Raw genomic sequence first — 26,296 nt, 5'->3', positions numbered from 1 at the left:
CTCCACCCTGTCGGCATCACCTGGAGGAACCATGCCCGAGCCGCGAGAGCTGCTCCGCTTCGCCGTCGTCGGCCTGGCCGCGTACGGGGTCACCCTACTGGGCGACTACAGCCTGAAGCTCACCGTGTTCCGTGAGAAACCGGTAACGGCGCTTTTCTTCGCGACGGTGGCCTCGACGGCATTCGCGTACCTGCTGTCCCGCCGCTGGTCGTTCGCGGGCCGCGGCGGCCACCGGCGGGCCCGGGAGGCGGTGCTGTTCTTCGTGGTCAACGCGGGTGCGGTGGCCGTGAACCTGGTACCGCCGCTGGTGTCGCGCTACGCGCTGGGGCTGGCGGTGCCGCACGTGAGCTACCTGGCGCAGGAGGTCGCGGACTTCGTGGCGGGGATGGTCCTCGGCACGCTGGCCGGGACGACGTTCCGCTGGTACGGCTACCGGCGGTGGGTTTTCCCGAGGTCAGCACCCCCGCTCGAGGTCGCCCGGCCGGGTGGTGGTCTGCCGCGGCTGGTCGTGAGTGAGAAACAGGGTTAGAACACTGTTTCTCACTCACGACCGCTCGGCAACGCCCGTTCCGCCAGCAGCGCCAACTCCAGCCGCAGCCGCTCGCCCGGGTCCTCCAGCCGCGCCCCGAACAGCTCGCCCAGCTTCTTCAACCGGGCCCGGATCGTCTGCGGGTGCAACTCCAGCATCCGCCCCAGCTCGGGAGCACTGCCTCGGGTCTGGACCAGCGCCAGCAACGTCTCCGCCAGCTGCTCCCGCCGCCGCCCGGACAGCTCCGACAGCGGCTCCAGCGTCGTCGATGCCAGCTGGGCCACCAGGAACTCGTCCGCCAGCAGCAACAACGTCGTCAGGTGGTCGCGGCACCACACCACCGGGCCCGGCGCGTCCAGCAGTCCGCGCGACGCCAGGTCGAGCGCGCGCCGGGCGACTCTGAACGACTCCGGTGCCGCTGCCGGGTTCACCAGGGGGCCGACCGCCGCCATCCAGCCGGCCGGTAGCGACGCCAGGCCCGCCAGGTCCGTGTCCGGGGCCGGCGTCAGCGCCGCCGGTGGGTTGCCCGACGGGTCGGCCGGGACGTGCTCGGGCAGCAGGCCCGGCGGGAACTCCGGTGCTCCCGGCAGCGCCCGGAACGCCACCGCCGCCACGCGCGAAGGCGCCGGCAGCCCGGATGCCGCGACCAGACCGTCCACTTCGGCCGGTGTGCGGCCGCCGATCAGCGCGCGCAGCAGCCGGCGGTGCCGCTCGCCGGTGCCGGACATCGCCGCCTCCGCCGCGCTGTATCCCTCGGCGACCGCCGCCATCGACGTCTCGACGTCGGCGAACATCCCCTCGGCCGCGCCGTACAGGACGTCGCCGGACAGGCCGGCATCCCGGGCGACGTCGGCGATCCACCGCCACGTCACCCGGCTCGACACGCGCACCGCCGCCTGCACCGCCTCGCGGCTCAGACCACTGTGGAACGCTTCACGCCCGTGCCCGCGGAACTCGGCCAGCCGGTCGGCCTGGTACATCGCGGGCGTGCCGACGCGGTCGATGTCCCGCTCGATCCCGCGCCGCGCCTGCTCGATCGCCGCCGTCCGGGTGGGACCGCGGCCGAAAGCAGCGGAATATTCCGGAATCTCGGCGGCGATGCCGTCGACGCAGGCCCGCGCGATCTCCGGGATCCGCGGGCGCACCGCGTCGCCGAGCTCGTGGGGCAGCCTGGCCCACACGGAGCCGTCCGAGGCAGGGGAACCGCGCATGGGAATTCGGTCCTCCACCGGAAATTGACACCGCAGAAATAACCCCACCATCTGACACGGAGCGTAGATCCGCCCACCCGTCCGTGTCAAAAGGACGTCACCGCGTCACCCTTTCCGGGATCATCTCGTTGATTTTTCAGTGACACAACGGTCGGATACGCTCTGCTCCGCCCGGACGAACTCGAAGGGGGATTCGTGGTCGAGTACCGCAGCTTCCGCCTGCTGGCCTCGCTGCCGCGCGCGCTGGGCGCGGGCCTGCGCCCGCACGTCGGGCACGCCGCGGCCTCGATGATCCAGGAGGTCCAGCGCACGGTCCCCGCCTACGGCCAGCCACTCAAGGGCGTGTTCGGAAAAGTCCTGGTCAAGAGCGTCGAGTACGCCGTGCGGCACTGCATCGACTCGATGGGCGAGCCGGGCCTGTCCCACGAGCACTGGGTCGATTTCTACCGCGGGCGCGGCCGCATCGAGTTCACCGAGGGCCGCAACCTCGACGCGTTGCAGGACAGCGCCACCATCGGGGCCCGGGTGGCGTGGCGGGCGATGCACCCCGGCGTCGTCGCCGCGGGGGTCGACCCGGCCGTCATCTCGGTCGCCGCCGAGGCCATCTTCGCCTACGTCGACGAGCTGTGCGCCACCGCGATCGAGGGCTACCAGCAGGCGCAGGCCGAGGCCGAGGGCGCCGTCCCGGTCCGGCGGCGACGGCTCCTGGAGCTGATCGTCCAAGGCCCCGAAGGCGCGGCGACCAGCATCGCCGGGCTCGCCGGCGGGGCGGGCTGGCCGCTGCCGGAGACCGCCGCGATGGTCGCTCTCGAACGCGGCCCCGACGCCGCCGACTTCCCGGCCGACCTGCTCGGCGACGGCGTCCTGGCCGACCTCGAGAGCCCCGAGCCGCACCTGCTCACCCGCGATCCCGACGCCGACCTCGCGCCCCTGGAGGCCAAGCTCGACGGCTGGCGGGCCGCGGTGTCCCCGACCGTGCCGCTGGCCGACGCCCCGGCCGCGCTGCGCACCGCCCGCCGCGCGCTGCTGCTGTCCGGCCCGGACATCCCCGGCCCGATCATCTGGTGCCGCGACCACCTCGCCACGCTCTGGCTGCTCGCGGAGGACTTCCTGGCCGCCGAGCTGGCCCGCCAGAGCCTCGACCCGTTCGCCTCCCTCAGCGAAAAGCAGCGCGACCGGCTCAGCGAGACGCTGCTGGCCTGGCTGGAGACGCGCGGCGGGGCACCGGAGATCGCGCAGCGCCTCGGCGTGCACCCACAGACCGTGCGCAACCGGCTGCGGCAGCTGGAGGAGCTGTTCGGCGACCGGCTCAAGGACGCCGACGACCGCCTCGGCATGCAGCTCGCCCTGCGTGCTCAGCGGCTCATGCGCGCGCACCGGCCGGACGGTGAGCGGGAGCGCTGAGGGCGCGGTCGAGCGCGTGCACGGGCATCGGCAGCACGCGCCGCCACGGACGGCGCCCCGGCCGCGGCGGCCGGAGCCGCTGACCGGGGGACGGAAAACTCGCGCGGCAGGACATCAGCGCGTCCGGTGCGTCATTGCGACCATGCCTTCGAGGAATACGCGGATACCGGCGGAATGTCGATCCGCATTACCGGTGAAACCGCGAGAACGCGCACCCTCGATCGCCTTTCCGGCGCCGTTCTTGTCACGCGCACCCGCATTCGGGCGCAGTGGTGTTCACCACACCGCGTGCGAGTAGTCGGATGCCCTATTTTCGGGTTCGCGAGAAAGGCCGCCGATGACCCTCGAGACGTACACGCTCACCCTCCACGGCCGCCGGATCCGGCTGCACGAGCACCTGCCGCCGCCGGGTGCGGGCGACGAAGCGATCGTGCTGCTGCACGGGATCGCGGGCAGCGCCGAAACCTGGGCGCCGGTGTTGGCGCGGTGCGCCGCGCTGGGCCGCCGCGTGCTGGCGCCCGATCTGCCCGGCCACGGCGAATCGGAGGCGCCGCGCGCGGACTACGGCCTCGGCGCGATGGCGAGCACCGTGCGGGACGTGCTGGCGGTTTCGGGCGTGCGGCACGCGACCGTCGTCGGCCACTCTCTCGGTGGTGGCGTCGCGATGCAGTTCGCCTACCAGTTCCCGGAAATGTGCGACCGGCTGGTGCTGGTCGGCAGCGCCGGGCTGGGCCCGGAGGTCAGCCCGGTGCTGCGGGCCACGGCGCTGCCGGGCGCACCCGCCGTGCTGGCACTGACGGTGAACCGCGTGACGCTCGCGATCGCGCGGGCGTCGGCCCGCCTGGGACGCCGGCTCGGCGGGTCGTTGAAAACTGAAACACGGGAGCTGGCCAGGCATTTCGGCTCACTGGCCGACCCGGCGCGGCGGCGCGCGTTCCTCTTCATCGCCCGCAGCCTCATCGACCTGCGCGGGCAGCGCGCGAGCGCCGTCGAGAAGCTCTACCTGGCCGAAGCCGTGCCGACGCTGCTGGTCTGGGGTGCGCGGGACCCGCTCATCCCGCTGAGCCACGGCCGCCGGACCGCCGAGGTGCTGCCGAACGGCCGATTGACCGTGCGGGAAAACGCGAAACACTTTCCACATGTGTCCGATCCGGACGGGTTCTGCCTGCTGCTGAACGAGTTCGTCCGAGGGACCGAACCCGCACGGCTGACCCTGGACGACGTCGTCGAGCGCCTGATCGCCCGGAATCCGGTGCGCGAGCCCCGCTGAAAAGTTGTCACTCGCGCACCATCCGCCCGAAGCGGAAGTGTCACCTCTCACCGCGCCGTTCCACCCGTTCGGGTGTAGTCCGGACGGGTTACCGCAAAGTCAGCGGAGAACCCGTTGACAGTGCCGTTCGCGCGAAATTATGTTGCCTGAGCCACAAAATCCGGACCGGCTTCGACGACGAAGAGGCCAGTTTTGTTGCCAGCAAGGATAAAACACATGACCGACGTGGACACCGGGTTTGCCACCGCCGCACTGCGGGCGGGCCGGCCTCACCCTGGCGAACGCTCTTCCGGACCGGCGTACCGGCAGCAGTCCGTGTCGGCCGACCGGCCCAGGACCACCTACCCACCGACCCAGCGGACCTCGGGGGAACCCCGGCCCGGGCGCGCTTCCGGCGCCATCGGCCTCTGGGCGTCGCTGCCCCGCGAGCTGGCGATCCGCTTCAAGCCGCGGGTCGACCCGCTGGCCCGCGCCATCCTGCAGGAGGTCCAGCGGGCGGTGCCCGAATACCGCCAGCCCCTCGAAGGCGCGTTCGGGCACATCATCACGCAGGGTGTCCGGCAGGCGATCATCCAGTGCCTCGACAGTGTCGGCACCCCCGGTGCCGTGGCGCTCGAGACGTGGACGACCGTGTTTCGCAACCTGGGCAAGATCGAGTTCAACGAGGGCCGCAGCCTCGACTGCCTGCAGACGGCCTACCGCGTCGGCGGGCGCGTCGCGTGGCGGCACATCTCGGAGTTCGGGCAGGCCAGCGGCGTCGCCGCGGACACGCTGTGCACCAGCGCCGAGGCCATCTTCGCCTACGTCGACGAGATTTCCGCGCTCTCGATCGAGGGCTACACGGCGGCGCAGACCCGGGCCGCCGGCACCCGCGCGCGCCGCCGGAGACGGCTGCTCGAACTGCTGCTCGCCGACCCGCCGTCGGCCCCGCAGACGATCAGCGCGCAGGCCGCGACCGCCCAGTGGGCGCCGCCGGCCGAGGTCACGGTCGTCGCCCTCGAACCGCGTGCCGACCAGCACAGCCTCGCCGCGCCGGACCTGCACTCCGACGTCCTCGTCGACCTCGAGGGCAGCGAGCCGTGCCTGGTCACCGGCGACCCGGAGAAGCACCTGAAGAACCTCGCCGAGCGGCTGGGCGGCTGGCGCGCGGTGATCGGCCCGACCGTGCGGCTCACCGACGCACCGAGGTCACTGTTGTGGGCGCGCCGGACGTTGAAGCTCGTCCAGCGCGGCGTGCTGCCGGACGCGCCGGTCACGCGCTGCACCGACCACCTGTCCACGCTGTGGCTGCTCGCCGACGAGTTCCTGGTCCGCGAGCTGTGCACCCGCAGCCTGGAGCCGTTCCGGGACCTCACCCCGAAGCAGCGGGCGCGCCTCGGCGAGACGCTGCTGATCTGGCTGCAGTCCCGCGGCAGCGCGCCCGAGATCGCCAAGAAGCTCAAGGTGCACCCGCAGACCGTGCGGTACCGCATGCACCAGCTCATCGACCTGTTCGGCGACCGGCTCAACAACGCCGACGACCGGCTCGACATGGAGATCGCGCTGCGGGCGGAGGCCCTGCTCGATTCCTAGCTCCCTCAGGCGACGAGGTGGTGTGGCGTGTGACGGGACCGTCGGGCGAAACGACCTTCGGGCCGATGCTGGGCGGCGACGGCCGGCCGGGACAGCTGTGGGCCCTGCTCCCCCGGGAGCTGGCCGCGGTGTTCCGACCGCGGATGCTCGACGTCGCCGACGAGGTGCTGCGCGAGATCCAGCGGACCATCCCGGACTACGCGCGGCCGCTCGACGGCGCCTTCGGCAAGGCGCTGCGGGCGGGCGTGCAGGGGGCGATCCTGCAGTTCATCGACCGGATCGCCGCGTCCGGACCGCTGCCGGACTCGCGCCGGAAGCTGTTCGTCGGGCTCGGCGTGCACGAGCTGGCGCAGGGCCGCAACCTCGACGTCCTGCAAGCCGCCTACCGCGTCGGCGCGCGCGTCACCTGGCGGCGGATGGCCGAGGTGGGGACGCGGGCGGGCGTGCCGTCGCCGACGCTGTGCCTGCTGGCCGAGGCGATCTTCGCCTACATCGACGAGCTGTCGGCGTTGTCGATCGAAGGGCACGCGGCGGCGCAGGCCCGGGCGGCGGGCGCGCTCGAACGGCGTCGCCGCCGGCTGCTGGACCTGCTGCTGGCGGACCCGCCGGCACCGTCGCGGACGGTCCAGGAAGCCGCGACGGCGGCAGACTGGCCGTTGCCGCACCGGCTGGTCGCCGTGGCGCTGGACGGGCCGGTGGACATCGCCGGGCCGGACGTGCTGGAGGACTTCGAAGACGGGATGCCGCGGCTGCTGCTGCCGGCACCGCCGGACCGTGCGGAGCTGACGGCGGCGCTGGCCGGCCACCGGGCCGCGGTCGGCCCGCCGGTGCCCCCTCGCCAGGCCGCGCGGTCACTGGCGACGGCTCAGGAAGCGTTGCGGCTGGCGGCGGCCGAAGTCCTCCCGGACGAGCCGCTGACCTGGTGCGACGATCACCTGGCGACGTTGTGGTTGCGCAAGGAGCCGTTCCTCGCGACGGAGGTGTCCCGCCGCCGGCTGGCCCCGCTGACGGCGTTGAACCCGAAGCAGTACAACCGGCTGGCGGGGACGCTGCTGGCGTGGCTGGAAACGTGCGGCAACGTCCGCGAGGTGGCGGACCGCCTGGCGATCCACCCGCAGACGGTCCGCGCGCGGGCCCAGGAGCTGGAGACGTTGTTCGCGGATCACCTGCGCGACCCGGACGACCGCTTCGAGATGATCCTCGCCCTCCGCGCCACCTTGACCTAGCTGTCCGACCCTCCGGATACGCGGGCCGACCTCTCAGACCGGGGTGATGCCGGGGCTCGTGCGGCCGGCCAGCTCGGCGGCGAGGAGTCGAGCCGGCACCGCCACGTGCGGCGGGTCGAGCATCGTCCGGTGATCCCCCGGCACGGTCTCGACGTGCAAGTCGGCGCAGCACGCGGCCCAGCCCGCCGCGGCCGCGTCCGCCGCCCGGTACAGCACGACGCGGCCCGCGTACGACTCCGCTCCGAGCGGCGCTTCGGAGTCGAAGAGCACCACGACGTCGACTCGTTCGCCCGATGCGGCCAGCCGTCGCGCGGTCTCGAACGCCAGCACCCCGCCGGCCGCCCAGCCACCCAGCCGGTACGGCCCGGACGGCTGCACCTCCCGCAGCGACGCGACGCAACCCTCCACATCGGACGCTTCGACGCCGCGGCACGGAACGCCCTCGAGCCGGTCCAGGAGCGGCCGGTACACCATGGACTCACCGAACAGGACCAGCGGCGGAATCCCCGGCCGCCGGTCGGGGGTGGCGACGGGCGCCCGGGTGCCTGTCACGTACTCGGCGAGGTCTTTCAGGTTCGCGCCGCCCAGCAGCAGCGGCACCGGCAGGGTCACGCCGAATTCGCGCTCGGCCGCCGCCCGCGCCCGCATCGCCGTCAGGGAGTCCAGGCCCAGCTCGACCAGCGGAACGTCCCGGGGTACCGCGTCGCCGAGCAGCCTGGCGACGATCGTCGTGAGCCGCTCGTGTGCGGTCTCCGGCACGGGAACGGCCGGCAGCACGGCCGAGAAGAACGGCCGCCGGCCGAGCTCCGGGAACCGCCCGGCGACGCGGCCCGCGTCGAGCCGCGCGATCCCGACCGACGACCGGTCCGCGGCGAGCACCGCGGGCAGGGCTTCGAGGGCCTCGGCCACCGGCATCGGGTCCAGCACGGGATCCGCGCCCCAGTTCACCGTCGTCGCGGGCAGCCCGCGCGTCCGCCGCCAGGTGGCGAACGCGTCCAGCCACGCGTCCGCGGTCGCGAGGGCCGTCCGGCCGGGCGCACCGATCAACGACGCCGACGACGAATACAGCAGCCACCAGTCCGGGGGCGCGTCGGCGGTCGCGTCGTGGAGCCGTCGCGCACCGAGCACTTTGGACCGCCAGAGCGACGCGACGTCATCGCCTGCCGCGTGCACGATTCCCCGCAGCGGCAGGCCGTCCGCGGTGGCGGCGGCGACGAGCCGTTCCGCGACGCCGGGTTCCGCGATGTCTCCGGCGACGACCACGACGTCCACTCCGGACAGTCCGATGTCGTCACCGGACAGTCCGCAAAGGACGATCCGGGTCGCACCGTTGCCGGCCAGCCAGCGCGCCGTGGCCGATCCCCGCGCGCCGGTGACCACGTACGCGCCCGGCCCGGTCGACACGCCGTCGACGAGCGGGACGCGGGTCAACCGGGCCGCGTACCGGACGTCGCGGCGCCAGCGCACCTCGTCGTCGGGCGCGCCCGAACGCAGTTCGCGCGCGAGAACGTCCACCTCGGACCGTGCGTCGCAGTCGACGAGCGTCGCCCGCAGTTCCGGTCGCTCGAAAGCGAGCACGCGCACCAGACCGCGCAGGAACGCCAGCCCCGGCTCGCCGCTCGACTGCGTGACCAGGTGGAAGCGGATGTCGAAGGCCAGGCGGGCGAGCACCGAGCGCACGGTGCGCAGCAGGTCCTGGGCGTCCTCGGGATCACGGTAGGCGTGCGGCGCCCCGGTGAGGAAAACGACGCCGCGCACCGGCCGCTCGGCCAGGAACGCGGGCAGCTCGCCGAGGTCGTCCTGCGGCAGGGAAAGCGCTTCGTCTCCGGCGGCGGCCAGCGCCAACGCGAGCGCGACGGCCCGGCCGAGCGCGGCCGGGTGCTCGTCGGTGAGCAGCAGCCACGAATTCCGCCTCCCTGAGGGGACCGGCGGCAACGGCGTTCGTGGCCAAGTGATCCCGAACGCGCGGGCGGCGAGCGGGACGGTGCCGGGAGCCTGGAGGCGGATGTCGCGGAAGTCGGCGACGACCTCGCCGTCTCGGGTGACGAGCTGCACGGTGCCGGCGTCGTCGGCCAGGCACCGCACGCCCCGGCCCGGGTCGCCGAGCAGCCGGACGCGGCCGAATCCGTCAGGCAGCGAGCCTTCGGGCAAGGTCGCGGCGAGAGTGCCCGCGAGGCCGGACTTCGGTGCGATTGGACGAGTTCGTTCATCCACTTCGGACAGAATGGCCGGTGCGGGTTCGGTGTCGGCCGAGACCCACGCCGTGGCGTGGCGGACCCAGCTCGCTCCGGCCTTCGCCCGCACGACGGCGGCACCGTCGTCCCGGATTTCCGTGCTGAGCACCGTTTCCCCGGTCACCGCGAGCATCCGGTGCACCTCGAGACCGTCGACGCGGACGCTTCCGGTGCCGAACCGCTCCCGGGCGCCGGCCAGGACCAGCTCCAGGAACCCGGCCGCCGGGAAGACCGGGACGTCGTGCGCCCGGTGCTCGTCCAGCTCTTCAGCGACGATCGTCGTCTGCCACAGGTGGCGCCCCTCGTCGGGCACCTCGACGCGGGCGCCGGGCAGCGGATGGCCGGCCGGCCGTGGCCGGAACGTCCGGCGCTCCCAAGGGGGTGGGGGCAGGTCGAGCACCGGCGCCTCCGGGTACCGCCGATCGAGCACCGCCGGGTGCCCGGCGGTGTGCAGTTCGGCCAGGGAACGTGCGAAAGCGTTTTCTTCGCCGTCGCGCCGGCTCAGGGTGGGCAGCGTCCGGACGCTCCCGGCCGTCTGCTCGACGGCGGGCAGCGCGATCGGGTGCGGTGAGACCTCGACGAACCACCGGTGCCCGTCGGCGACGGCGGCGGCGACGGCTTGGGTGAACCGGACCGGACGCCGCAGGTTGGCCATCCAGTAACCGGCGTCGAACGCGGGTGTCGCACGCGGGTCGTCGAGCACGCTCGTGTAGTAGGCCGTCTCGGGTGGTCGTGGCCGCAGGTCGCCGAGCCCGGCCCGGAACCGGTCCAGAATCGTTTCGACGGCGGCGGAGTTCGTGGTTCCGGCCAGCCGGCGAGCCCATCGGCCGAGTCCGTCCACATGGGATACGAGCACGGCGAGGTCCTCGGCGGTGCCGGCGACCGTGCATTGCGCCGGCGACGCGTGCTCGACGACCGTGATGCCCGGAAAGTCCAGCGCGCGCACCTCGGCGGCGGACAGCTCGACGACGGCCATCGTCCCGGCGGGCAGCTGCGAGAGCAGGTTCGCCCGGCTGACGACGATGTCGAGCCCGGCGCCGGCGTCGAGCGCGCCGGCCACGACGGCCGCCGCTATCTCACCGGCCGAATGCCCGAGCACGGCAGCGGGCTCGACGCCGTGCGCTCGCCACCACCCGGCCAGGGCGACCTGCAGGCCGAACACGAGCGGCGGCACCACGGCGGGATCACCGAACGGCCGGCGCAACGCGCCCCGCAGCGAGAAACCGGCTTTGGCCAGGAACAACGGTTCGAGCGCGCCCACCGCGGCCCGGAATTCGGGCTCGGCGCCCAGCATCCGCCGTCCCATGGCGGGCCACTGCGCCCCGGCGCCCGAGAACACGAAGACCGGGCGCGGCGGCACTTGACCGGCCGTGCCCCGCACGACGTCCTTCGTGGTCCCACCGTCGGCGAGGGCGCGCAGGCCCGCCACCAGCGCGGCCCGCGACGACGTGACAACAGCGGCCCGCAGAGGCAGGTGTTCCCGCCGCCGGGCGAGCGCGGCGGCGAGGTCACCCGGGGCGGTGACACGGCCGGGCCCGGCGAGCCAGTCCGCCAGGTCGCCGGCCCGCCGCCGCAGGGCGGATTCCGACCGGGCCGAGACGGTGAAGACCTGCGGCCGGCCGTTCCACCGCGAGCCCGGAGTGGCGGGTTCCAGCGGTTTCGGCCATTCCTCGACGACGACGTGTGCTCCGCTGCCACCGGCCCCGGAAGCCGAAACACCGGCGCGCGCGGTTCCGGCGTATCGGGGCCAGCCGGTGGATTTGTCCACAGGGGACAGCCGAGGCGAGTCGCCGGGCGAGGCCCTCGGGTGGCGGTCACGACCAGGTGCGGGCCCGAGCCGAGCGCGCCCAGCCGCGAGTTCAGCCGTGTTGGCTGGCGGACCCGGCGACGGCACGAACTGATCGTGCCCCGTCGCGGGCTCGTTCCCACTCGGCAACCGGACCCGCGATGGCGGGAGCCGGTCGTGCCACAGGGCCAGCACCACCTTGATCAACCCGACGATCCCCGATGCCGCGCCGAGATCACCGAAGCTGCCCGACATCGAACCGACCAGCATGGGCCGCTGCAGAGAGCGGTTTCGGGCGAGAGCCTGCGCCTCGGCCGAGCCTCCCTGCGTCTCGACATAGTCCACAGTAGACAAGCTCGACCCGGCGACAGCATGAGCGTCGGCCAAGATCTGCTCCTGGGCGGCCCAGCCCGTCGCGCTGCCGCGGATCACGGCCAATACCCGGTCCGCGTCCCTGCGGGCGTCGGTGAGCCGCTTCAGCACCACCACCCCGCACCCCTCGCCGTACACCGTGCCGTCGCGCGGTGGTGGGGACAGCACCTGGACCCCGGCAGCCAGCGTCAGGTCCGCCTCGCCCGCGGCCAACGCTCGAACCGCCTGGTGGACGGCCACCAGCGCCGACGACCCTGCCGTATCCACCACCACGCTGGGCCCGCGCAGGTCGAACCGCTCCGACACCCCGTTCGCGATCATCGACGCCGCGAACAGCGCGTGGTCCGCGGCCGAAGCCCCGACAAACACTCCCGTCCGGCTGCCGCGCAGGGTGCCGGGCGCGATACCGGCGTGCTCCAGTGCCGCCCACGTCGTCTCCAGGAGGAACCGCCGGCGCGGGTCCATCGCCGCTGCCTCGGCCGCGTCGAACCCGAAGAACGCCGCGTCGAACCCGTTGACGTCGGAGAGGAAGTCGCCCGGACGGGGGTCGGGCGGCGGCCCGGTGACGTCGGCGCCGGTCAGCAACGCGTGCCACAGCTGGTCCGCCGACTCGATGCCGCCCGGCAGCCGGCAGCCGACGCCGAGCACGGCCACGGGCTCCGCGGTCCGCGGCCGGGTATCCGGTCCGGCCAGCGCCGTGACCAGCGCGGCGATCGACGGATGCCGTCCGAGCAAGCCGAGATCGGGTTCGCGGCCGAGCCGCTCACCGAGTTCGGCCGCGACGGTCACCGCGTCCCGTGACGACAAGCCCAGCTCGGCCAACGGGACGCGTGCGTCGAGGTGCTCCGGTGCGACACCGGTGAGCCCGGCGATCCGCTCGGTGAGCCACCGGCGCAGCTCACCGGGGCCGGTCATCGCCGGCCGTCCGGGATGAGCCGGACGCCGGGGTACCGGGCGGGTTCTTCGACGATATCGACCACCCCATGCCCACCGGTGTCCCGGAGGGAAAGCGCGGCAGCTTCGCCGAAGACCCGTTCAGAACTCGTGAGCATGGATTCCTCGCGCATTTCTCGCGGCGGGCCGGTGATTCACCGTATTTCCCCCGTTGAATCCCTGTCAACGACCCGGGAATGCGCGGAAATACTTTGTCATTTCGCTCACTGCGGCACGGGCACCACGTGTTGTCACCGTGATAGTCACGCGGCGGACATCCCGGTGACGCGCCACTTCCCGGCCACGCGTTCGGCCGTGACGCTCAACTGGGCGGCACCGGTGCTGTGCTGCCCGTCGCCGCGCGTGCCGGTCTGGTCGAGGAACACGAGCAGCGCCGCGCGGTCGCCGTCCAGCAGCTTCACGCCGGACGCGACGGCGGTCGAGGTGACCACGAGCTTCTGCTCCGCGGCGAGCGTGCGGACCTGGCCGAAGAGCTGGTCGTACTGCGCGAGCCCGGGACCGCTGAGGAGATCCTTCGCCGCCCGTTCGTTCTTGGCCGGGTCGTCGTAGCGGTAGGAGAACAGCGTGCCGAGCGCGGCGCTGACCTGTTTCCCGGCGTCCGCGGTGCCCGCGACGTCGGAAAGCGCGGTGTTGTGCGTGACGACGGCGTTCGTGCTCCGCGCCTCCAGCGTGAACCACACCGCGAGCCCCGCCATCACGACGGCGACCGCGACGGCCACCCACGGCACCCGGCGACGGGGTTCCGCCACCTCCTCCTCCGGGAGCTCCGGCGCCGGCTCGTGGTGACGGCCGGCGACCTTCACCGAACGCTTCTTCGTGGGCACGGTCATGGCGCCTCCCCGGTCGGGACCTGTCCCAAGCCGGTGACCCGCCAGCCGTCGGGGCCGCGGGTCAGGTCGGCCTGGAACCGGTTGCGTTTCGTCACGGCGTCCCCGCCGTCGGGCGCCACCACCAGCTCGACCGACGCGATCAGCTTCGCCGTGCCCGCGCCGGTGTCCACTTCGGTCACCGCCGCGTCGGTCACCTTGCCGGTGGTGACGGTCTTCGCCTGCGCGATCCGGTCGAGGCTGCCCTGGCGATCGGCGGCCAGCTCGTCGTGCAGCGCGCCGCCCGACAGGTCGAGCCAGCGCTGGTACCCCGGCGCCGCCTGCCGGTAGTCCAAAGTGGTCAGTCCGGCGACGGCGGCCCGGCCGGCTCCCAGGGCGTCCTCCCGGACGACCGCGCGCGCGACGCCGTCGTCGTGCGCCGCCTGCCACCAGGTGAACCCCGACCACCCGGCCGCCGCGGTCGCCAAGACCGCGGCCAGCCACACGAAGATCTTCACGGCCGTCCTCCCGGTGCGTTCTGCGAACCCCGCACGTTCGTCGGGTCGCCCTTCGGCAGCGCGCAGCGCGCGGCCGTGTTCAGCGGGCGGGCCGAGGTGTCGAGGCCGTCGTGGTACGGCGTCGTGTACCCGGTGGTGCACGGCGGCGGATCGAAGAAGGTCAGTGACAGCCCGAAGTGCGCGCCGTCCGGCCGGATGACCGCGGTGCCGGCGGCGACCGCCTGCGGCGCGGTGATCAGCAGCTGCCGCAGCCCGCCCCGGCGCGCTTCGAGGACGTCCGCGGTGGTCAGCAGGTTGGCCAGCAGCACCCCCAGCTGCGGCCCGGAATCGCGGATCAGCGCGCCGACCTCGTTCGCCGCCGCGGGCACCGCCGGGATGAGCGTGCGCAGGTCGCCGTCGGACTGTTTCAAGGTCGACGCCAGCAGCTTCGCGTTGGCACCGAAGCTGCGGATCGCGCCGGCCTGCTGCACCTGGGTGTCGAGCACGACGTGCGCGTCGGTGACGAACCGGGTCAGCGGCGCCACGTGCGCGCTCGCCGCCTGCACGAACTCGATGCCGCGGCCGACGAGCTGGTCGAGCGCCGGGCCGGCGTCGGACGTCGCGTCGTACAGCTCGTCGACGACCGTGCGCAGCGCCGGCTGGGGCACGGAGTTGGCGAAGGAGTCCACTGTCGACAAGACGACGTCCACCGGCAGCGGGATCTTCGTGTCGGCCTGCGTGATCACCGAGCCGTCCCGCAGTTTCGGCCCGCCGTCCGTGCGCGGGCGCAGGTCGACGTACTGCTCGCCGACGGCCGAGCGGTCGGCGACGACGGCCTCGGTGTCGGCCGGGACCGGCGCGGTGCCGGAGTCGATCTCGAGGTCGGCTTCCATCCCGGCCGCGGTCAGCCGCAGCTCGCCGACGCGGCCGATCGGCACGCCGCGGTAGGTGACCTCGGCGTTCGTGAAGATGCCGCCGCCGGTCGGGAACTGCGCCTTCACCGTGTAACCGCGGTCGAAGAACACCTTGTCGAGACCCGCGTAGGTGGCGCCGACGTAGGCGACGCCGAGCACGGCGATGACGACGAAGAGCGTCACCTGCACGCGCACGAACCGGGTCAGCATCAGTGGCCCACCTTGAGGAACCCGTTGAGGTAATCGCCGCGGATGGCGTCCAGCGCGGCGTCCGGGAACGGGAAGGTGAAGATCATCTCCATCGCCTTCGGCAGCTTGTCCCCCGAATCGGCCAGTCTCCGCAGCAGCGGTTCGAGGGCCTTGAGGTCCGCGACGAGGTCGTCCTTGCTGCGGTTCACCGTGTCGACGGCGACCGACGTCAGCCCGTCCAGCGCCTTGAGCATCCCGACCAGCGCCTCGCGCTGCTGGTTGAGGACGCCGATGCCGGGCGTCAGGCCGTTGAGCGTCGTGGTGATCTGGTCGGTGTGCGCGTTCAACGTCCGCGCGAGCTTGTTGACGCTCTCGATGGCCCGGGTGATCTCGGTCCGGTGCTCGTCGAGGCCCTTGACGAAGGCGTCCAAACTGGACAGCAGGCTGCGCGCCGCGGTTTCGCGGCCGCCGAGGGCTTCGTTGAGCTGGTGGCTGATGTTCTGGATCTGCGCGACGCCGCCGCCGTTGAGCAGCAACGACAACGCGCCGAAGACCTCCTCGATCTCCGGCGTCAAAGTGGACCGATCGAGCGGGATGGCCGCCCCGTCGAGGAGCCGGCCCGACGGCGTCGCGTCGTCCGGCGGAGCCAGCTCGACGAACTTCTCGCCGAGGATGCTCGCCTGCCGCAGCCGCGCGACGGCGTTGCCCGGCAGGTCGACGTCGCCGTTGAGGAGCAGGTCGACGAACGCGCTGTGCCCGTCGGGCGCCAGCTCGACCTTGACGACCTGCCCGACCGGCACGTCGTTGACCTTGACGCCCGACTGCGGCACCAGGTCGAGGACGTTCGTGAAGCTCGCGGTCACGTGGATCGGGTGGTCGCCGAGCGCGGCGCCGCCGGGCAGCGGGATGTCGTAGACGCTGACCCCGCGCCCGCAGCCGGTGGTGACCAGCGCCAGCGTCACCACCGCGACGACCTTGACCAGGGACTTCATTTCGGCTCCGGGAACTCGAGGAGGTTGCCGCGGCCGTCGATCGTCCCGTTCGCCTGGTCGTAGGCGGCCAGCAGGTTCGTCAGGGCGTTCGGGGCCGCTTGGAGGGCTTCGGCGAGGGAGTCCTTCTGGTTCACCAGCACCTTCGTGACGTCGGCCAGCTTGTCCACGTTCGACCGGACCTTGCCGCGGTTGTCCTTGATGAACCCCTGGACGACGCTCAGTGCCTGGGTCAGCTCGGTCAGCGCGCCGGAGAACTGGTCGCGCTGGTCGGCCAGCACCTCGCTGAGCGACGCGATCTGCGAGATGGCCTGCTTGACCTGCCCGTCGTTGGCGGCGAGCATCGCGGTGAACTTGCTGATGTTGTCGACGGAACCGAACAGGTCGTCCTTGGAGTCGCTCGCCGCGCGGGCGAACTCGCCGAGGTTCTTGATCGCCGTGCCGATGGTCCGGCCGTTGCCGTTCAGGTACTCCGCCGACTTGGTCAGGACCTCGCTGACCGCGCCGTCCTTGTTGGCTCCCTGCGGGCCGAGCGCCGTCATCAGCTGGTTGAGACTGTGGAGCAGGTCGTCGACCTCGACCGGGGTCGCGGTGCGCTCGCGCGGGATCGACGCGCCGTCGGCCAGCTGCGGCCCGCCCCGGTAGACGGGAGTGATCTGCACGTACCGGTCGGCGACCAGGCTCGGCGTGATGACGACGGCCCCGGCTTCGGCCGGCAGCTGGACGTCGGGCTTGAGCGTCATGGTCACCTTGACGTCGGTGCCGTTCGGTTCCACTTTGGACACCGAACCGATCGCGACGCCGAGGACGCGGACGTCCGAGTTCGCGTAGATGCCGACAGCGGCGGCGAAGTACGCGGTCAGCGTGCGCTCGGCGGGCCGGGTCGCGAGTGGCCAGACGGCCGAGACCACGAGCGCGAGCACGACGCCGAGCGTGAGCGCCCGCAGCCGCGTCCGGCGTCGCGCCCGGGCTCCCAGGTCGATGAGCTGGTGCGCCATCAGCGTCCCCCGTTCTTGGGCGGCAGGCAGCTGCCCGGCGTGGTGCCGGTGGGGATGAGCCCGCAGATGTAGGTGTCGATCCACCGGCCGTTGCCGACGGCGTTGCCGAGCAGCCGGTAGAACGGCCCGGCCAGGCGCAGGCTGTCCTCCAGCTTCCCCTGGTTCCGCTGGAGCACGGTGGCGACGCGGTCGAGCTGGTCGAGGGCCGGGCCGAGCGTCTTCTGGTTGTCCGCGACCAGCCCGCGCAGCTGGATCGAGAGGTTCTTGATGCCGCTGAACAGGGACGCGATCGCGTCCTTGCGGGCGTTCAGCTCGGTGAGCAGGGTGTTGCCGTCGCGGATCAGGGCCTGGATCTGATCCGAGCGCTCACCGAGCGTCTTCGACACCTGGTTGGTGTTCTGGAAGAGCTTGACCAGCTCGTCGTCACGGGACGCAAGCGTTTGCGACAAGGCGGCGATCCCGTCGAACGCCGTTCGCACGTCCTGCGGCGCCGACGCGCCGAGCGTGTCCGACAGGACGCGGAACGCCTGCGCGAGCTGGTTCGTGTCGATCGCCCCGACCGTGCTCGCGAGGTCGTTGAACACCTCGGTGACGTCGTAGGGCGAACTGGTCCGCTCGGGCGGGATCGGCTGGTCGGGGTTCAGCTCGCCGTTGCCGACCGGGTCGAGCACGAGGTTCTTCTGGCCCAGCAGCGTCTTGATCTTGATCGCTGCCGTGGTCCGGTTGCCGACCCAGGTGTCCTTGACCCGGAACAGCACCTCGACGTGGTCACCGGCCAGCCGCACGTCGGTGACCTCGCCGACCTTCACCCCGGCGACGCGGACCTCGTCGTTCGGCTTGAGCCCCGCGGCTTCGTGGAACTCCGCCTTGTAGGTGGTGCCGCCGCCGACGAGCGGCAGGTCGTCGGAGAAGAACGTCGCACTGCCGACCAGCGCCATGACCAGCGCGGTCCCCGCGCCGACGGCGATCGGGTTGCGGCTCCGGAACGGCTTGATGCGCGGCGGTTTCATCGGCACCTCGCGGCGGTCACGGGGATGCCCGGCGGTGGTCCGCCCGGCGCGGGCTGGGCGTCGGACTCGACCGCGCAGAGGTAGAAGTTCGCCCACGAGCCGTAGGAGAAGAGCGTGCCGATGCGGTCGAGTTTCTTCGGCAGGTTGTCGATGAACTGCTGGAACACGGGGGTGTTGTCGGCGAGGTTCTTCGACAGGTCGCCGAGCGCGGTGATGCTGTCCTTGAGCGGCTGACGTCCTTGCTGAAGCAGCCCGGCGGTGGCCGTGGTCAGCTCGCCGAGCCCGCCGATCGCCTGCCCGATCGGCTTCGCGTCCGCCGCGAGGCCGGTGACCAGCTGCGCGGTCGTGTCGACGAGCGCGTCGAACTGGTCGCCTTGGGCGTTCACGGTGTCGAGCACCGTGTTGAGGTTGCCGATCACCTGGCCGATCACGGCGTCCTTTCCGGCCAAAGTGGACGTCAGCGACGCCGTGTGCCGCAGCAGGCTTTCGATCGTGCTGCCCTCGCCCTGCAGGACCTGGATGATCTCGAACGACAGCTGGTTGACGTCGCCGGGCGACAGCGCTTGGAAGAGTGGCTTGAATCCGTTGAACAACGCGGTGAGGTCGAGCGCGGGCTTGGTCCGCTCGAGGGGGATCTGCGCGCCTTCGCCGAGGGTCGGCGACGTGTCGGTGGCGCCCGGGTCGACCGAGAGGTACCGCTGACCGACGAGGTTGCGGTAGCGGATGGTGATCGAGGCCGACGCCGTCAGCCGGTGCGTGCGGTCGACCGAGAAGCCGACGTCGGCCAGCCGGTGGTCGACGACGTGCACGTCGTCGACCTGGCCGATCCGGACGCCGGCCATGCGGACCTCGTCGCCGGGGTTGACCGAGGTGGCGTCGGTGAACCGGGCCGTGTAGCCGATGGTGGCGCCGACGCTGGAGTTGGCGATGGTGATCGCGAGGATCCCGGTGGCCACCGCGGTGACCAGGAAGAAGATCAGGCCCTTGATCGCGGGGCCCGCGACGCTCCTCATCGGACGGTCACCTCCGTCCCGCGCAACGCCGGTCCGATCAGGACACTGCTCCAGTCCGGCACGTCCCCCAGTGCAGGCTTGAGGATCTCCGCGACGAGCTGCCGTTCGGCCCGCGAGTTGGCCGGACCGAGGTCGCCGTCTCCTGGGGCCGCCGCGCCGCCGCCGTAGCACTTCGGACCGCCGGTGGCGTCGAACCGCGGGGTGTCGCGGCCGGGCACGTACTTGCCGCGTGGGTCCTGCACGGTGAGCGTCACGTGCAGGCCCGGCTCGTTCGTGCCCTTGCCGAGGGCCTTCTCCATCAGCGGCTTGAGCCGGTTCACCGCGTCGAACAGGCACGGGAACTCGGGCGAGTACTGCGAAAGCAGCTCCAGCGACGGCCGGCTTTCCACCGAGACGCCGATGATGTTGTCCTTGTTCTTCCGCAGGAAGTCGTTCAGGTGCCCGGTCGCACTGGTGACGCTCGTGTAGAGGTTGTCGAGGTCCGCGCGGGTGTCCACAATGGTCTTGGCGGTCGTCGAGAGGTCGGTGAGCGCCTGCAGGATGTCCGGCGCGGCGCCGGTGTAGACGTCGGCCGCGTTCGCGAGCCCGGTGATGTCCGCCTTGAACTGCGGCATCAGTGGGTTCACCTGGGCCAGCAGGTCCTGGAGCTTGACGATGCTGTCGCCGATCGGCTGCCCGCGGTTGTCGAGCGCCTGCGAGATCGCGCCGAGGGAGCTGTTCAGCTTCTGCGGCTGGACGGCGCGCAGCAGCGGCAGCAGGTCGCCGAGGACGCGTTCCAGCTCGATCGCGTTCGACGAGCGGTCCTGGGCGATGACGTACCCCGCGCCGAGTTTCCCTTGTGGACGGTCCGGCAGCACGAGGTTGACGTACCGCTCGCCGAAGACGGTCTTCGGCAGCAGCCGCGCGGAGACGTTCCCGGGCAGCGTCCCGATCTTCGCCGGGTCGAGCGCGAGGACGATCTCGGCGCCGGTGCGCGTGCTGCGCACCGCCCGGACCTCCCCGAACGGCACGCCCTTGACCTTCACCTCGGCGGTCGGCGCGAGCTGGTTGCCGACGCGGTCCGCCCGCAGCGTCACCAGCTCGGAGTCGTCGAAGTCCTTGTCGTAGATGGCGACCGCCAGGTAGCCGAGCAGGACGAGCACCCCGAGGAAAGCGACCCCGGCGAGCTGCGTGCCGAACCGGCTCATCCCGACACCTTCACCGTGGTCGTCGCGCCCCAGATGGCCAGGGACAGGAAGAGGTCGAGCACGCTGATCAGCACGATCGACGTCCGCACCGCGCGGCCCACCGCGACGCCCACGCCGGCCGGTCCGCCGCTGGCCCGGTAGCCGTAGAAGCAGTGGGTCAGGATCACGCCGACGCTGAACACCAGCACCTTGCCGAACGACCAGAGGACGTCACCGGGTGGCAGGAACAGCGTGAAGTAGTGGTCGTAGGTGCCACCCGACTGTCCGAAGAAGACGACCGTCGTGAGCCGCGAGCCGAGGTAGGAGATCAGCAACCCGATGACGTACAGCGGGATGATCGCGATGAACCCGGCGACGATCCGCGTGGTGACCAGGTACGGCATGCTCCGCACGGCCATCACCTCCAGCGCGTCGATCTCCTCGGAGATCCGCATCGCGCCGAGCTGAGCGGTGAACCCACTGCCCACAGTGGACGACAGCGCGAGCCCGGCGACCAGCGGCGCGATCTCGCGCGTGTTGAAGTACGCGGTCAGGAACCCGGTCATCGCGGAGATGTTGATCTGGTTCAGCGCGCTGAAACCCTGCAGCCCCACGGTGACACCGGTGAACACGCACAGCCCGACCATCACCCCGATCGTGCCGCCGATCACCGCGAGCGCGCCGCTGCCGAACGTCACCTCGGCCAGCAGCCGCACCACTTCGCGGGAGTAGCGGGTCACGGCGAGCGGGACGGCGGCGAGCGCGCGGACGTAGAAGAGCAGCTGGTCGCCGAGGTCGAACAGCCGGTCGCCGGGTTTGCCGAGGATGGCCACTCAGGTCCCCTTCGCCGGAACGAGTTGCAGGTACAGGGCGGTGAGCACGGTGTTGACGAAGAACAGCAGCAGGAAGGTGATGACGACGGACTGGTTGACGACGTCACCGACGCCTTTGGGGCCCCCCTTGGGGTTCAGGCCGCGGTAGGACGCGACGACCCCGGCGAGGTAGCCGAAGATCACCGCCTTCACCGAGCTGACGACGAGGTCGGGCAGCTGCGCGAGGGCGTTGAAGCTGGCCAGGTACGCGCCGGGCGTGCCGCCCTGGATGATCACGTTGAAGAAGTAGCCGCCGAGCACGCCGACCACGCTGACCAGGCCGTTGAGCAGCACGGACGCGCAGACGGCGGCCTGCACCCGCGGCACGACCAGGCGCTGGATCGCCGAAACGCCGAGCACCTCCATCGCGTCGATCTCCTCGCGGATGCTGCGCGCGCCGAGGTCGGCGCAGATCGCGCTGCCGCCCGCGCCGGCGATGATCAACGTCGTCACGATCGGGCTCGCCTGCTGCACGACGGCCAGGACGCTCGCGGCGCCGTTGAACTGCTGGGCGCCGATCTGGCTGGTGAGCGAGCCGAGCTGCAGGGAGATCACCGCGCCGAACGGGATGGAGACGAGGATCGCCGGCGCGATGGAAACGCTGGCGATGAACCAGAACTGCTGGACGAACTCGCGCACCTGGTAAGGGCGGCGGAACATCGCGAGGATGATGTCGAGGCCCATCGCGCACATGCGGCCGAACTCGCGCAGGCCGTTCGCGGCTCGCTGCTGCACCTGGATCGTCATGCCTTGCACCCGGTGCTGAAGCAGCGCAACGTGAGGTTCGAGACGAAGGTGTTGCCCGGTCCCGAAACCAGGCCGGTGAGCAACCGGCTCAGGTCCTCGTGCCCGACGCAGCCGGCGAACGCGGGCGTGGTGAAGGTCGAGGTCACCTTCGCCGGCGGGGCCGGCAGCGAGATCGGCACCAGTGCCTTGATGGTCACCGCCGCGGGCTGCGCCGTCCGGCAGTCCGGCCCGACGGCGAGGGCCTTGCCGTCCACTTCGACGTCCGAGAGCTTGATGAACACCTTCGCGGTCACGTCGGTGTCGGCGCAGATGTTCGTCTGCGTGGCCTTGCAGTCCTTGTCCTTGCCCGTGTGCACGGTGGCCGTGCCCGTGGCGTCCCCGTCCGGGATGATCTCGACCCGGCCGGTGGTGGCCATGAACCGGAACGCGACGAAGTAGCCGTTTGTGGCTGGGATGGCCAGTTTTCCGGTGATCGGCACGGTGCTGGTGAGGCCGCCCAGTGCGCCGTCGAACGTGCCCGGTGGGAAAGCGATGTCGGAGCCGAGCTTGGCGACGTGGCTCGTGGTGGGCTGCTGTGCGTCCCCGAGGGTGAACCCGAACGGGATCGACGTGGCCGCTTGGGGCTCGATGGCGTTCTCGCCCGGCGCGGCTTCCGCGGCGCCGAGCGAGAACGCGGTCAGCGCCAGCACGAGCAGGAGCGGCACCGCGCGTGTCAGCACTGACATCCGGAGTTCCTCATGGTTCGTAGTTACTCACGATTCCCTTTGTCACACAAGGAATCCGCTTTTCTTGTCACGCCGCTCAGTGGTGCGCGGCGCGGTTTTCCCGCGCCGCGTCACAACTTCACTTCCTGGTCAGGTTCACTTCCAGCTTGTTGCCGGGGCCGGAGGTGATGCCGGTGATCAGGCCGGTCAGGAAACCGCAGCCGGTGAACTGCGGGATGCCGTACGTCGCGGTCAGCTTGCCGCCCTTGAGCGGGTCGAAGCCGGGCGCCGAGGCGAGCGGCACGTCGGCCGGCTTCACCGTGTGGCAGGAGTTCGACGACAGGATCGGGAAGCCGAACACGCGGACCTTGGTGAGCTGGACGTCGACCTGCGCGTCCGCCTTGACCGCACCGCCGGTGAGCGTGCCGTTGATCGCGCCGACCTGGTCGAGCTTCACGGTCGCGGACGCCGGGATGAAGCCGAGCACGCGGAAGTACACATCGGACTTCGGCAGCGAGAGCTGGGCACCGAACTTGCCGGACGCCGCGTCGAGCTTGGCGTTCAGGCTGCCCGGGCCGAGCGGCAGCGTGGCGTGCAGCTGCTTGAGCGTCGACTTGCCCTTCACCGAGTACTTGACGTCGATGCCGCCCGGCGGCGTCGTCGGCTGGGTCGTCGGCGTGGTGGGCTCGGTGGTCGGAGTCGTGGGCGTCGTCGGCTCGGTTGTCGGGGTCGTCGGCTCCGTGGTGGGGGTCGTCGGCTCCGTCGTCGGGGTGGTCGGCTCCGTGGTCGGAGTCGTCGGCTCCGTGGTCGGAGTCGTCGGCTCCGTCGTCGGAGTCGTCGGTTCCGTGGTCGGGGTCGTCGGCTCCGTCGTCGGAGTCGTGGGCTCGGTGGTGGGAGTCGTCGGTTCCGTGGTGGGCGTCGTCGGCTCGGTCGTCGGCGTGGTGGGCTCGGTGGTCGGAGTCGTCGGCTCCGTCGTCGGAGTCGTGGGCTCCGTGGTGGGCGTCGTGGGCTCGGTCGTCGGGGTCGTCGGCTCCGTGGTCGGAGTCGTGGGCGTCGTCGGCGTGGTCGGCGTGGTCGTGCCGCCCACCGGCTTGATCTCGAACGTGCCCAGCTGCTGGTTCTGCCCCGGGACGGCGACGCAGTCCGAGGTGAACGTCCCGAGGTCGGTCGGCTGGCCGTCCGCCGTGCGCGGGGTCATGGTGGTGCTGAAGTTCCCGACCGTCACCGACGCGGTGCCGGGGCTGGGGAACGTCACGGCCGGCGCCTTGCCGCTGCTCTTGACGTGGAACGCGCCCGACGCCGGCACCGTCGTCGACGCGATGGTCAGCGGCAGGTTCAAGTTCAGCGTCTTGTCCACCGGGTACTTGAGCTGGGCCGCGGCCTTGGCCGAGCCGTCCAGTGAGGTGGCGCCGACCAGCGTCAGGCCCTCGGTCGCGGTCTCCGGCACGGTGACGTCGACGTCGAACGTGATCGGCGTCGACGACGAGCCCGCGACGGCGTCGTCGGGCAGGTTCGTGTCGATCTTGACCGCCAGGACCTGGTCGCCGATCAGCGGGAACGGGCAGTTGTAGTTCAGCGTCAGGCTCACCGGCGCGGCCTGGCTCGGCCCCGCCCCGACCAGCGCGACGGTCGCCGCGACACCCGCTGCCGTCGCGACGGCGAGGCCGTAGGCGGGCTTTCTCGACTTCCACGGAAACTTCACGGCTCGTCACCTCGGGGAATGGGGGAATTTCAGCGAAAAGTACCTCCGCAAAACCGGGCCGACAAGCCGCGCTCGATTCTTTGTCACGCGCGAGGGATCGGCCACTTCGCGAAGGGTCACGCAGGTCAGCGGTTGTCATGCGGGTGATATCCGGCTTCGCGAAAACTGTCACGCGGGCGGCGAATGGCGGCCATCTTCTTGCTCCTCCACGCAGTTTCCCGATACCTTTTTTCCGAGCAGGGAAAGGAGCGGCCATGAACCAGCCGGTCATCGCCGTGACTGACCTCGCGAAGCAGTACGGCGAAGTCACCGCGCTCGCCGGGATCAGCCTCAGCGTCGCCCGCGGCGCGGTGCTGGCGGTCCTCGGCCACAACGGCGCCGGGAAGACGACGCTCATCGACATCCTCAGCACGCGGGTCCGGCCGAGCGCCGGCACCGCCCGCGTCTGCGGCTACGACGTCGTGCAGCGCGGCCGCGCGGTCCGGCGCCGGATCGGGGTGACCGGGCAGTTCACCGCGGTCGACGACGCCCTGACCGGCCGCGGGAACCTGACGCTGATCGCCCGGCTGCTGGGTGCGAAGCCGCGGCAGGCGCAGGCGCGGGCCGCCGAGCTGATCGCGTCGTTCGGCCTGGAGGACGCGGCCGACCGCCCGGCAGGCACCTACTCCGGTGGGATGCGGCGGCGGCTGGACCTCGCCGCGGGCCTCGTCGGCGCGCCGCAGGTGCTGTTCCTCGACGAGCCGACCACCGGGCTCGACCCGGTCAGCCGCTCCGGGCTGTGGTCGGTCGTCGAAGGCCTCGCGGCGCGGGGCACGACCGTCGTGCTGACCACGCAGTACCTCGAGGAGGCCGACCGGCTGGCCGACCACGTCGTCGTCCTCGGCTTCGGCCACATCACCGTGTCGGGGACGCCGTCGCAGCTCAAGGCGCGGCTCGGCAACCGGACGGCGACGCTGGCCTTCGGCACCGAGCTGGCGTTGCGACGCGCGGTGGACGCGCTGGCGCACCTCGGTCTCGCGGCGGCCCGCGCCGGGCTGGTGCTCTCGGTGCCGCTGAGCGGCCCGGGCGACGTCCCGGTGCTGGTGCGCGCGCTCGACGCGGCCGGCGCGCCGCTGCGGGACCTGACGGTGACCGAGCCGACGCTCGACGACGTCTACCTTTCGCTGCACCGCACGGCGGTGGCGTCGTGACGCAGGCCCGGCACCACGCGGCGGTGGCCGCCCTCGCCGACCCCGCGGCGTGGCCGGAATCCGGCTTCTGGACGCAGGTCCACGTGCTGGCGGCCCGGTCGCTGCGGACGGCGTTCGGCGACCGGCGGCTGGTCTTCTTCGGACTGGCGCAGCCGGTGGTGCTGCTTCTGTTGTTCAGCCAGGTGTTCAGCGGCGTCGGGTCGCTGCCCGGGGTCGCGGCGTACCAGGGTTACGTGAACTTCCTGGTGCCGGCGACGCTGGTCACCATCGCGATGACGACGGCGATGAGCTCGGGCGCGGGCCTGCTGGCGGAGATCTACGGCGGTTTCACCGGCCGGCTGCGGTGCCTGCCGATCTCACTGTTCTCGGTGCTGGTGGCCCGGACCCTGGCCGATGCCACCCGGCTGGGTGTCCAGCTGGTGGTGACGGCGCTCGCGAGCGTCGTCTTCCTGGGGTTCCGGCCGGCCGGCGGGGTGCTCGGCCTCGGGCTGGCCCTGCTGCTGACGGTGGTGGTCGGCTGGTGCCTGAGCTGGGTGTTCGTCGCGATCACGACGTGGCTGCGCAAGGCCGAGACGCTCCAGGCGGCGTCGTTCGTGGTGATGTTCCCGCTGATGTTTTCGTCGAGCGCGTACATGCCGCTGGACACGATGCCGGCGTGGGTCCGCGCGGTCTCGGCGGCGAACCCCCTGACGTACGCGATCGACGCGACCCGCGCCCTGGCCCTGGCCCGCCCGATCGGCTGGTCGGTGGTGACGGCGCTGGCCATCGCCGCGGTGGCCGCGATCGCGGGCTCGACCCTGGCCGCCCGCACCTTCCAGAACCGCGCTTGACACACGTGACCAGAACGCCAACTCGCGTGATTGAAGGGTCAACTCGCGTGATTGGAGCGACGACACGGCCCGGCCGCCGACCCGCGCCGTGTCGACTCCCCAATCACGCGT

The 26,296-nt window shown here is 71.7% G+C and carries 21 protein-coding genes; 7 read left to right on the top strand and 14 right to left on the bottom strand.

The features are described from left to right. The first annotated feature begins 31 nt into the window (after positions 1-31). The gene (locus AA23TX_RS05215) at positions 32-529 is read left to right on the top strand and encodes a GtrA family protein (RefSeq protein WP_155541444.1); all 498 of its coding nucleotides are present in this window, start codon (positions 32-34) and stop codon (positions 527-529) included. A gap of 11 nt (positions 530-540) precedes the next feature. Here the strand turns inward: AA23TX_RS05215 and AA23TX_RS05210 are convergent, their stop codons facing one another. Next, positions 541-1,740 carry a PucR-like N-terminal domain-containing protein gene (locus AA23TX_RS05210; protein ID WP_155541443.1) on the bottom strand — a complete coding sequence of 400 codons (1,200 nt, stop codon included), beginning with the start codon at positions 1,738-1,740 and terminating at the stop codon, positions 541-543. A 195-nt stretch (positions 1,741-1,935) separates the two neighbouring features. Here AA23TX_RS05210 and AA23TX_RS05205 point away from each other — a divergent pair, with 195 nt between their 5' ends. The 4 genes from AA23TX_RS05205 to AA23TX_RS05190 all read left to right on the top strand — a co-directional run bounded on the left by AA23TX_RS05205 (position 1,936) and on the right by AA23TX_RS05190 (position 7,212). Further along, positions 1,936-3,144 carry a PucR family transcriptional regulator gene (locus AA23TX_RS05205; protein ID WP_155541442.1) on the top strand — a complete coding sequence of 403 codons (1,209 nt, stop codon included), beginning with the start codon at positions 1,936-1,938 and terminating at the stop codon, positions 3,142-3,144. Between the two features lie 337 nt (positions 3,145-3,481). Further along, a complete protein-coding gene (locus AA23TX_RS05200) occupies positions 3,482-4,414 on the top strand; it encodes an alpha/beta fold hydrolase (protein WP_155541441.1) in 933 nt (310 codons plus the stop codon). Between the two features lie 216 nt (positions 4,415-4,630). Beyond that, positions 4,631-5,986: a PucR-like N-terminal domain-containing protein gene (locus AA23TX_RS05195; RefSeq protein ID WP_155541440.1), complete on the top strand. Its 1,356-nt coding sequence runs from the start codon at positions 4,631-4,633 to the stop codon at positions 5,984-5,986. 29 nt (positions 5,987-6,015) lie between these two features. After that, positions 6,016-7,212, top strand: coding sequence for a PucR family transcriptional regulator (locus tag AA23TX_RS05190; protein WP_155541439.1), 1,197 nt, complete (start codon positions 6,016-6,018; stop codon positions 7,210-7,212). 33 nt (positions 7,213-7,245) lie between these two features. On the opposite strand, the gene AA23TX_RS05185 is transcribed toward AA23TX_RS05190, so the two are convergent. From AA23TX_RS05185 to AA23TX_RS05125, 13 genes are all read right to left on the bottom strand, one after another. Then, the gene (locus AA23TX_RS05185; RefSeq protein ID WP_155541438.1) at positions 7,246-12,519 is read right to left on the bottom strand and encodes a type I polyketide synthase; all 5,274 of its coding nucleotides are present in this window, start codon (positions 12,517-12,519) and stop codon (positions 7,246-7,248) included. A 281-nt stretch (positions 12,520-12,800) separates the two neighbouring features. After that, positions 12,801-13,388 carry a hypothetical protein gene (locus AA23TX_RS05180; protein ID WP_155541437.1) on the bottom strand — a complete coding sequence of 196 codons (588 nt, stop codon included), beginning with the start codon at positions 13,386-13,388 and terminating at the stop codon, positions 12,801-12,803. Then, positions 13,385-13,882: an Rv1363c family protein gene (locus tag AA23TX_RS05175; protein ID WP_155541436.1), complete on the bottom strand. Its 498-nt coding sequence runs from the start codon at positions 13,880-13,882 to the stop codon at positions 13,385-13,387. Before AA23TX_RS05175 ends, AA23TX_RS05180 begins: the two co-directional genes overlap by 4 nt. Beyond that, positions 13,879-14,985: an MlaD family protein gene (locus AA23TX_RS05170; protein ID WP_155541435.1), complete on the bottom strand. Its 1,107-nt coding sequence runs from the start codon at positions 14,983-14,985 to the stop codon at positions 13,879-13,881. Before AA23TX_RS05170 ends, AA23TX_RS05175 begins: the two co-directional genes overlap by 4 nt. Further along, complete coding sequence (locus AA23TX_RS05165; RefSeq protein WP_155541434.1) at positions 14,985-15,956, bottom strand: MCE family protein; 972 nt, start codon at positions 15,954-15,956, stop codon at positions 14,985-14,987. Before AA23TX_RS05165 ends, AA23TX_RS05170 begins: the two co-directional genes overlap by 1 nt. Beyond that, the gene (locus AA23TX_RS05160; RefSeq protein ID WP_155541433.1) at positions 15,953-16,951 is read right to left on the bottom strand and encodes an MCE family protein; all 999 of its coding nucleotides are present in this window, start codon (positions 16,949-16,951) and stop codon (positions 15,953-15,955) included. Before AA23TX_RS05160 ends, AA23TX_RS05165 begins: the two co-directional genes overlap by 4 nt. Beyond that, positions 16,951-17,961: an MCE family protein gene (locus AA23TX_RS05155; RefSeq protein ID WP_196425184.1), complete on the bottom strand. Its 1,011-nt coding sequence runs from the start codon at positions 17,959-17,961 to the stop codon at positions 16,951-16,953. Before AA23TX_RS05155 ends, AA23TX_RS05160 begins: the two co-directional genes overlap by 1 nt. Further along, entirely contained in the window at positions 17,958-18,974 is a 1,017-nt protein-coding gene (locus AA23TX_RS05150) for an MCE family protein (protein ID WP_155541432.1), read from the bottom strand. The genes AA23TX_RS05155 and AA23TX_RS05150 overlap by 4 nt, the downstream gene beginning before the upstream one ends. Further along, entirely contained in the window at positions 18,971-20,161 is a 1,191-nt protein-coding gene (locus tag AA23TX_RS05145) for an MCE family protein (RefSeq protein ID WP_155541431.1), read from the bottom strand. Before AA23TX_RS05145 ends, AA23TX_RS05150 begins: the two co-directional genes overlap by 4 nt. After that, the gene (locus AA23TX_RS05140; protein WP_155541430.1) at positions 20,158-20,973 is read right to left on the bottom strand and encodes an MlaE family ABC transporter permease; all 816 of its coding nucleotides are present in this window, start codon (positions 20,971-20,973) and stop codon (positions 20,158-20,160) included. Before AA23TX_RS05140 ends, AA23TX_RS05145 begins: the two co-directional genes overlap by 4 nt. Beyond that, positions 20,974-21,759 (bottom strand): MlaE family ABC transporter permease, encoded by a 786-nt coding sequence (locus AA23TX_RS05135; protein ID WP_155541429.1) that lies wholly within the window; start codon positions 21,757-21,759, stop codon positions 20,974-20,976. Continuing rightward, positions 21,756-22,484: a hypothetical protein gene (locus AA23TX_RS05130; RefSeq protein WP_155541428.1), complete on the bottom strand. Its 729-nt coding sequence runs from the start codon at positions 22,482-22,484 to the stop codon at positions 21,756-21,758. The genes AA23TX_RS05135 and AA23TX_RS05130 overlap by 4 nt, the downstream gene beginning before the upstream one ends. A gap of 118 nt (positions 22,485-22,602) precedes the next feature. After that, positions 22,603-24,165 (bottom strand): DUF6801 domain-containing protein, encoded by a 1,563-nt coding sequence (locus tag AA23TX_RS05125; RefSeq protein ID WP_155541427.1) that lies wholly within the window; start codon positions 24,163-24,165, stop codon positions 22,603-22,605. 254 nt (positions 24,166-24,419) lie between these two features. Here AA23TX_RS05125 and AA23TX_RS05120 point away from each other — a divergent pair, with 254 nt between their 5' ends. After that, positions 24,420-25,355, top strand: coding sequence for an ATP-binding cassette domain-containing protein (locus AA23TX_RS05120; RefSeq protein ID WP_155541426.1), 936 nt, complete (start codon positions 24,420-24,422; stop codon positions 25,353-25,355). Further along, positions 25,352-26,185 carry an ABC transporter permease gene (locus AA23TX_RS05115; RefSeq protein WP_155541425.1) on the top strand — a complete coding sequence of 278 codons (834 nt, stop codon included), beginning with the start codon at positions 25,352-25,354 and terminating at the stop codon, positions 26,183-26,185. Before AA23TX_RS05120 ends, AA23TX_RS05115 begins: the two co-directional genes overlap by 4 nt. Positions 26,186-26,296 lie beyond the last annotated feature (111 nt).

It is taken from the genome of Amycolatopsis camponoti (assembly GCF_902497555.1).
Lineage (GTDB): Bacteria > Actinomycetota > Actinomycetes > Mycobacteriales > Pseudonocardiaceae > Amycolatopsis > Amycolatopsis camponoti.
The sequence above is the reverse complement of the archived record's forward strand: the minus strand, read 5'-3'. Positions and strand labels throughout refer to the sequence as shown.

What these genes read in the sequence shown, in the direction of transcription:
- AA23TX_RS05215 (WP_155541444.1), top strand. Translation starts at nt 32, where the DNA reads ATGCCCGAGCCGCGAGAGCTGCTCCGCTTCGCCGTCGTCGGCCTGGCC.
- AA23TX_RS05210 (WP_155541443.1), bottom strand. Translation starts at nt 1,740, where the DNA reads ATGCGCGGTTCCCCTGCCTCGGACGGCTCCGTGTGGGCCAGGCTGCCC.
- AA23TX_RS05200 (WP_155541441.1), top strand. Translation starts at nt 3,482, where the DNA reads ATGACCCTCGAGACGTACACGCTCACCCTCCACGGCCGCCGGATCCGG.
- AA23TX_RS05195 (WP_155541440.1), top strand. Translation starts at nt 4,631, where the DNA reads ATGACCGACGTGGACACCGGGTTTGCCACCGCCGCACTGCGGGCGGGC.
- AA23TX_RS05185 (WP_155541438.1), bottom strand. Translation starts at nt 12,519, where the DNA reads ATGACCGGCCCCGGTGAGCTGCGCCGGTGGCTCACCGAGCGGATCGCC.
- AA23TX_RS05180 (WP_155541437.1), bottom strand. Translation starts at nt 13,388, where the DNA reads ATGACCGTGCCCACGAAGAAGCGTTCGGTGAAGGTCGCCGGCCGTCAC.
- AA23TX_RS05170 (WP_155541435.1), bottom strand. Translation starts at nt 14,985, where the DNA reads ATGCTGACCCGGTTCGTGCGCGTGCAGGTGACGCTCTTCGTCGTCATC.
- AA23TX_RS05165 (WP_155541434.1), bottom strand. Translation starts at nt 15,956, where the DNA reads ATGAAGTCCCTGGTCAAGGTCGTCGCGGTGGTGACGCTGGCGCTGGTC.
- AA23TX_RS05160 (WP_155541433.1), bottom strand. Translation starts at nt 16,951, where the DNA reads ATGGCGCACCAGCTCATCGACCTGGGAGCCCGGGCGCGACGCCGGACG.
- AA23TX_RS05155 (WP_196425184.1), bottom strand. Translation starts at nt 17,961, where the DNA reads ATGAAACCGCCGCGCATCAAGCCGTTCCGGAGCCGCAACCCGATCGCC.
- AA23TX_RS05150 (WP_155541432.1), bottom strand. Translation starts at nt 18,974, where the DNA reads ATGAGGAGCGTCGCGGGCCCCGCGATCAAGGGCCTGATCTTCTTCCTG.
- AA23TX_RS05145 (WP_155541431.1), bottom strand. Translation starts at nt 20,161, where the DNA reads ATGAGCCGGTTCGGCACGCAGCTCGCCGGGGTCGCTTTCCTCGGGGTG.
- AA23TX_RS05135 (WP_155541429.1), bottom strand. Translation starts at nt 21,759, where the DNA reads ATGACGATCCAGGTGCAGCAGCGAGCCGCGAACGGCCTGCGCGAGTTC.
- AA23TX_RS05130 (WP_155541428.1), bottom strand. Translation starts at nt 22,484, where the DNA reads ATGTCAGTGCTGACACGCGCGGTGCCGCTCCTGCTCGTGCTGGCGCTG.
- AA23TX_RS05120 (WP_155541426.1), top strand. Translation starts at nt 24,420, where the DNA reads ATGAACCAGCCGGTCATCGCCGTGACTGACCTCGCGAAGCAGTACGGC.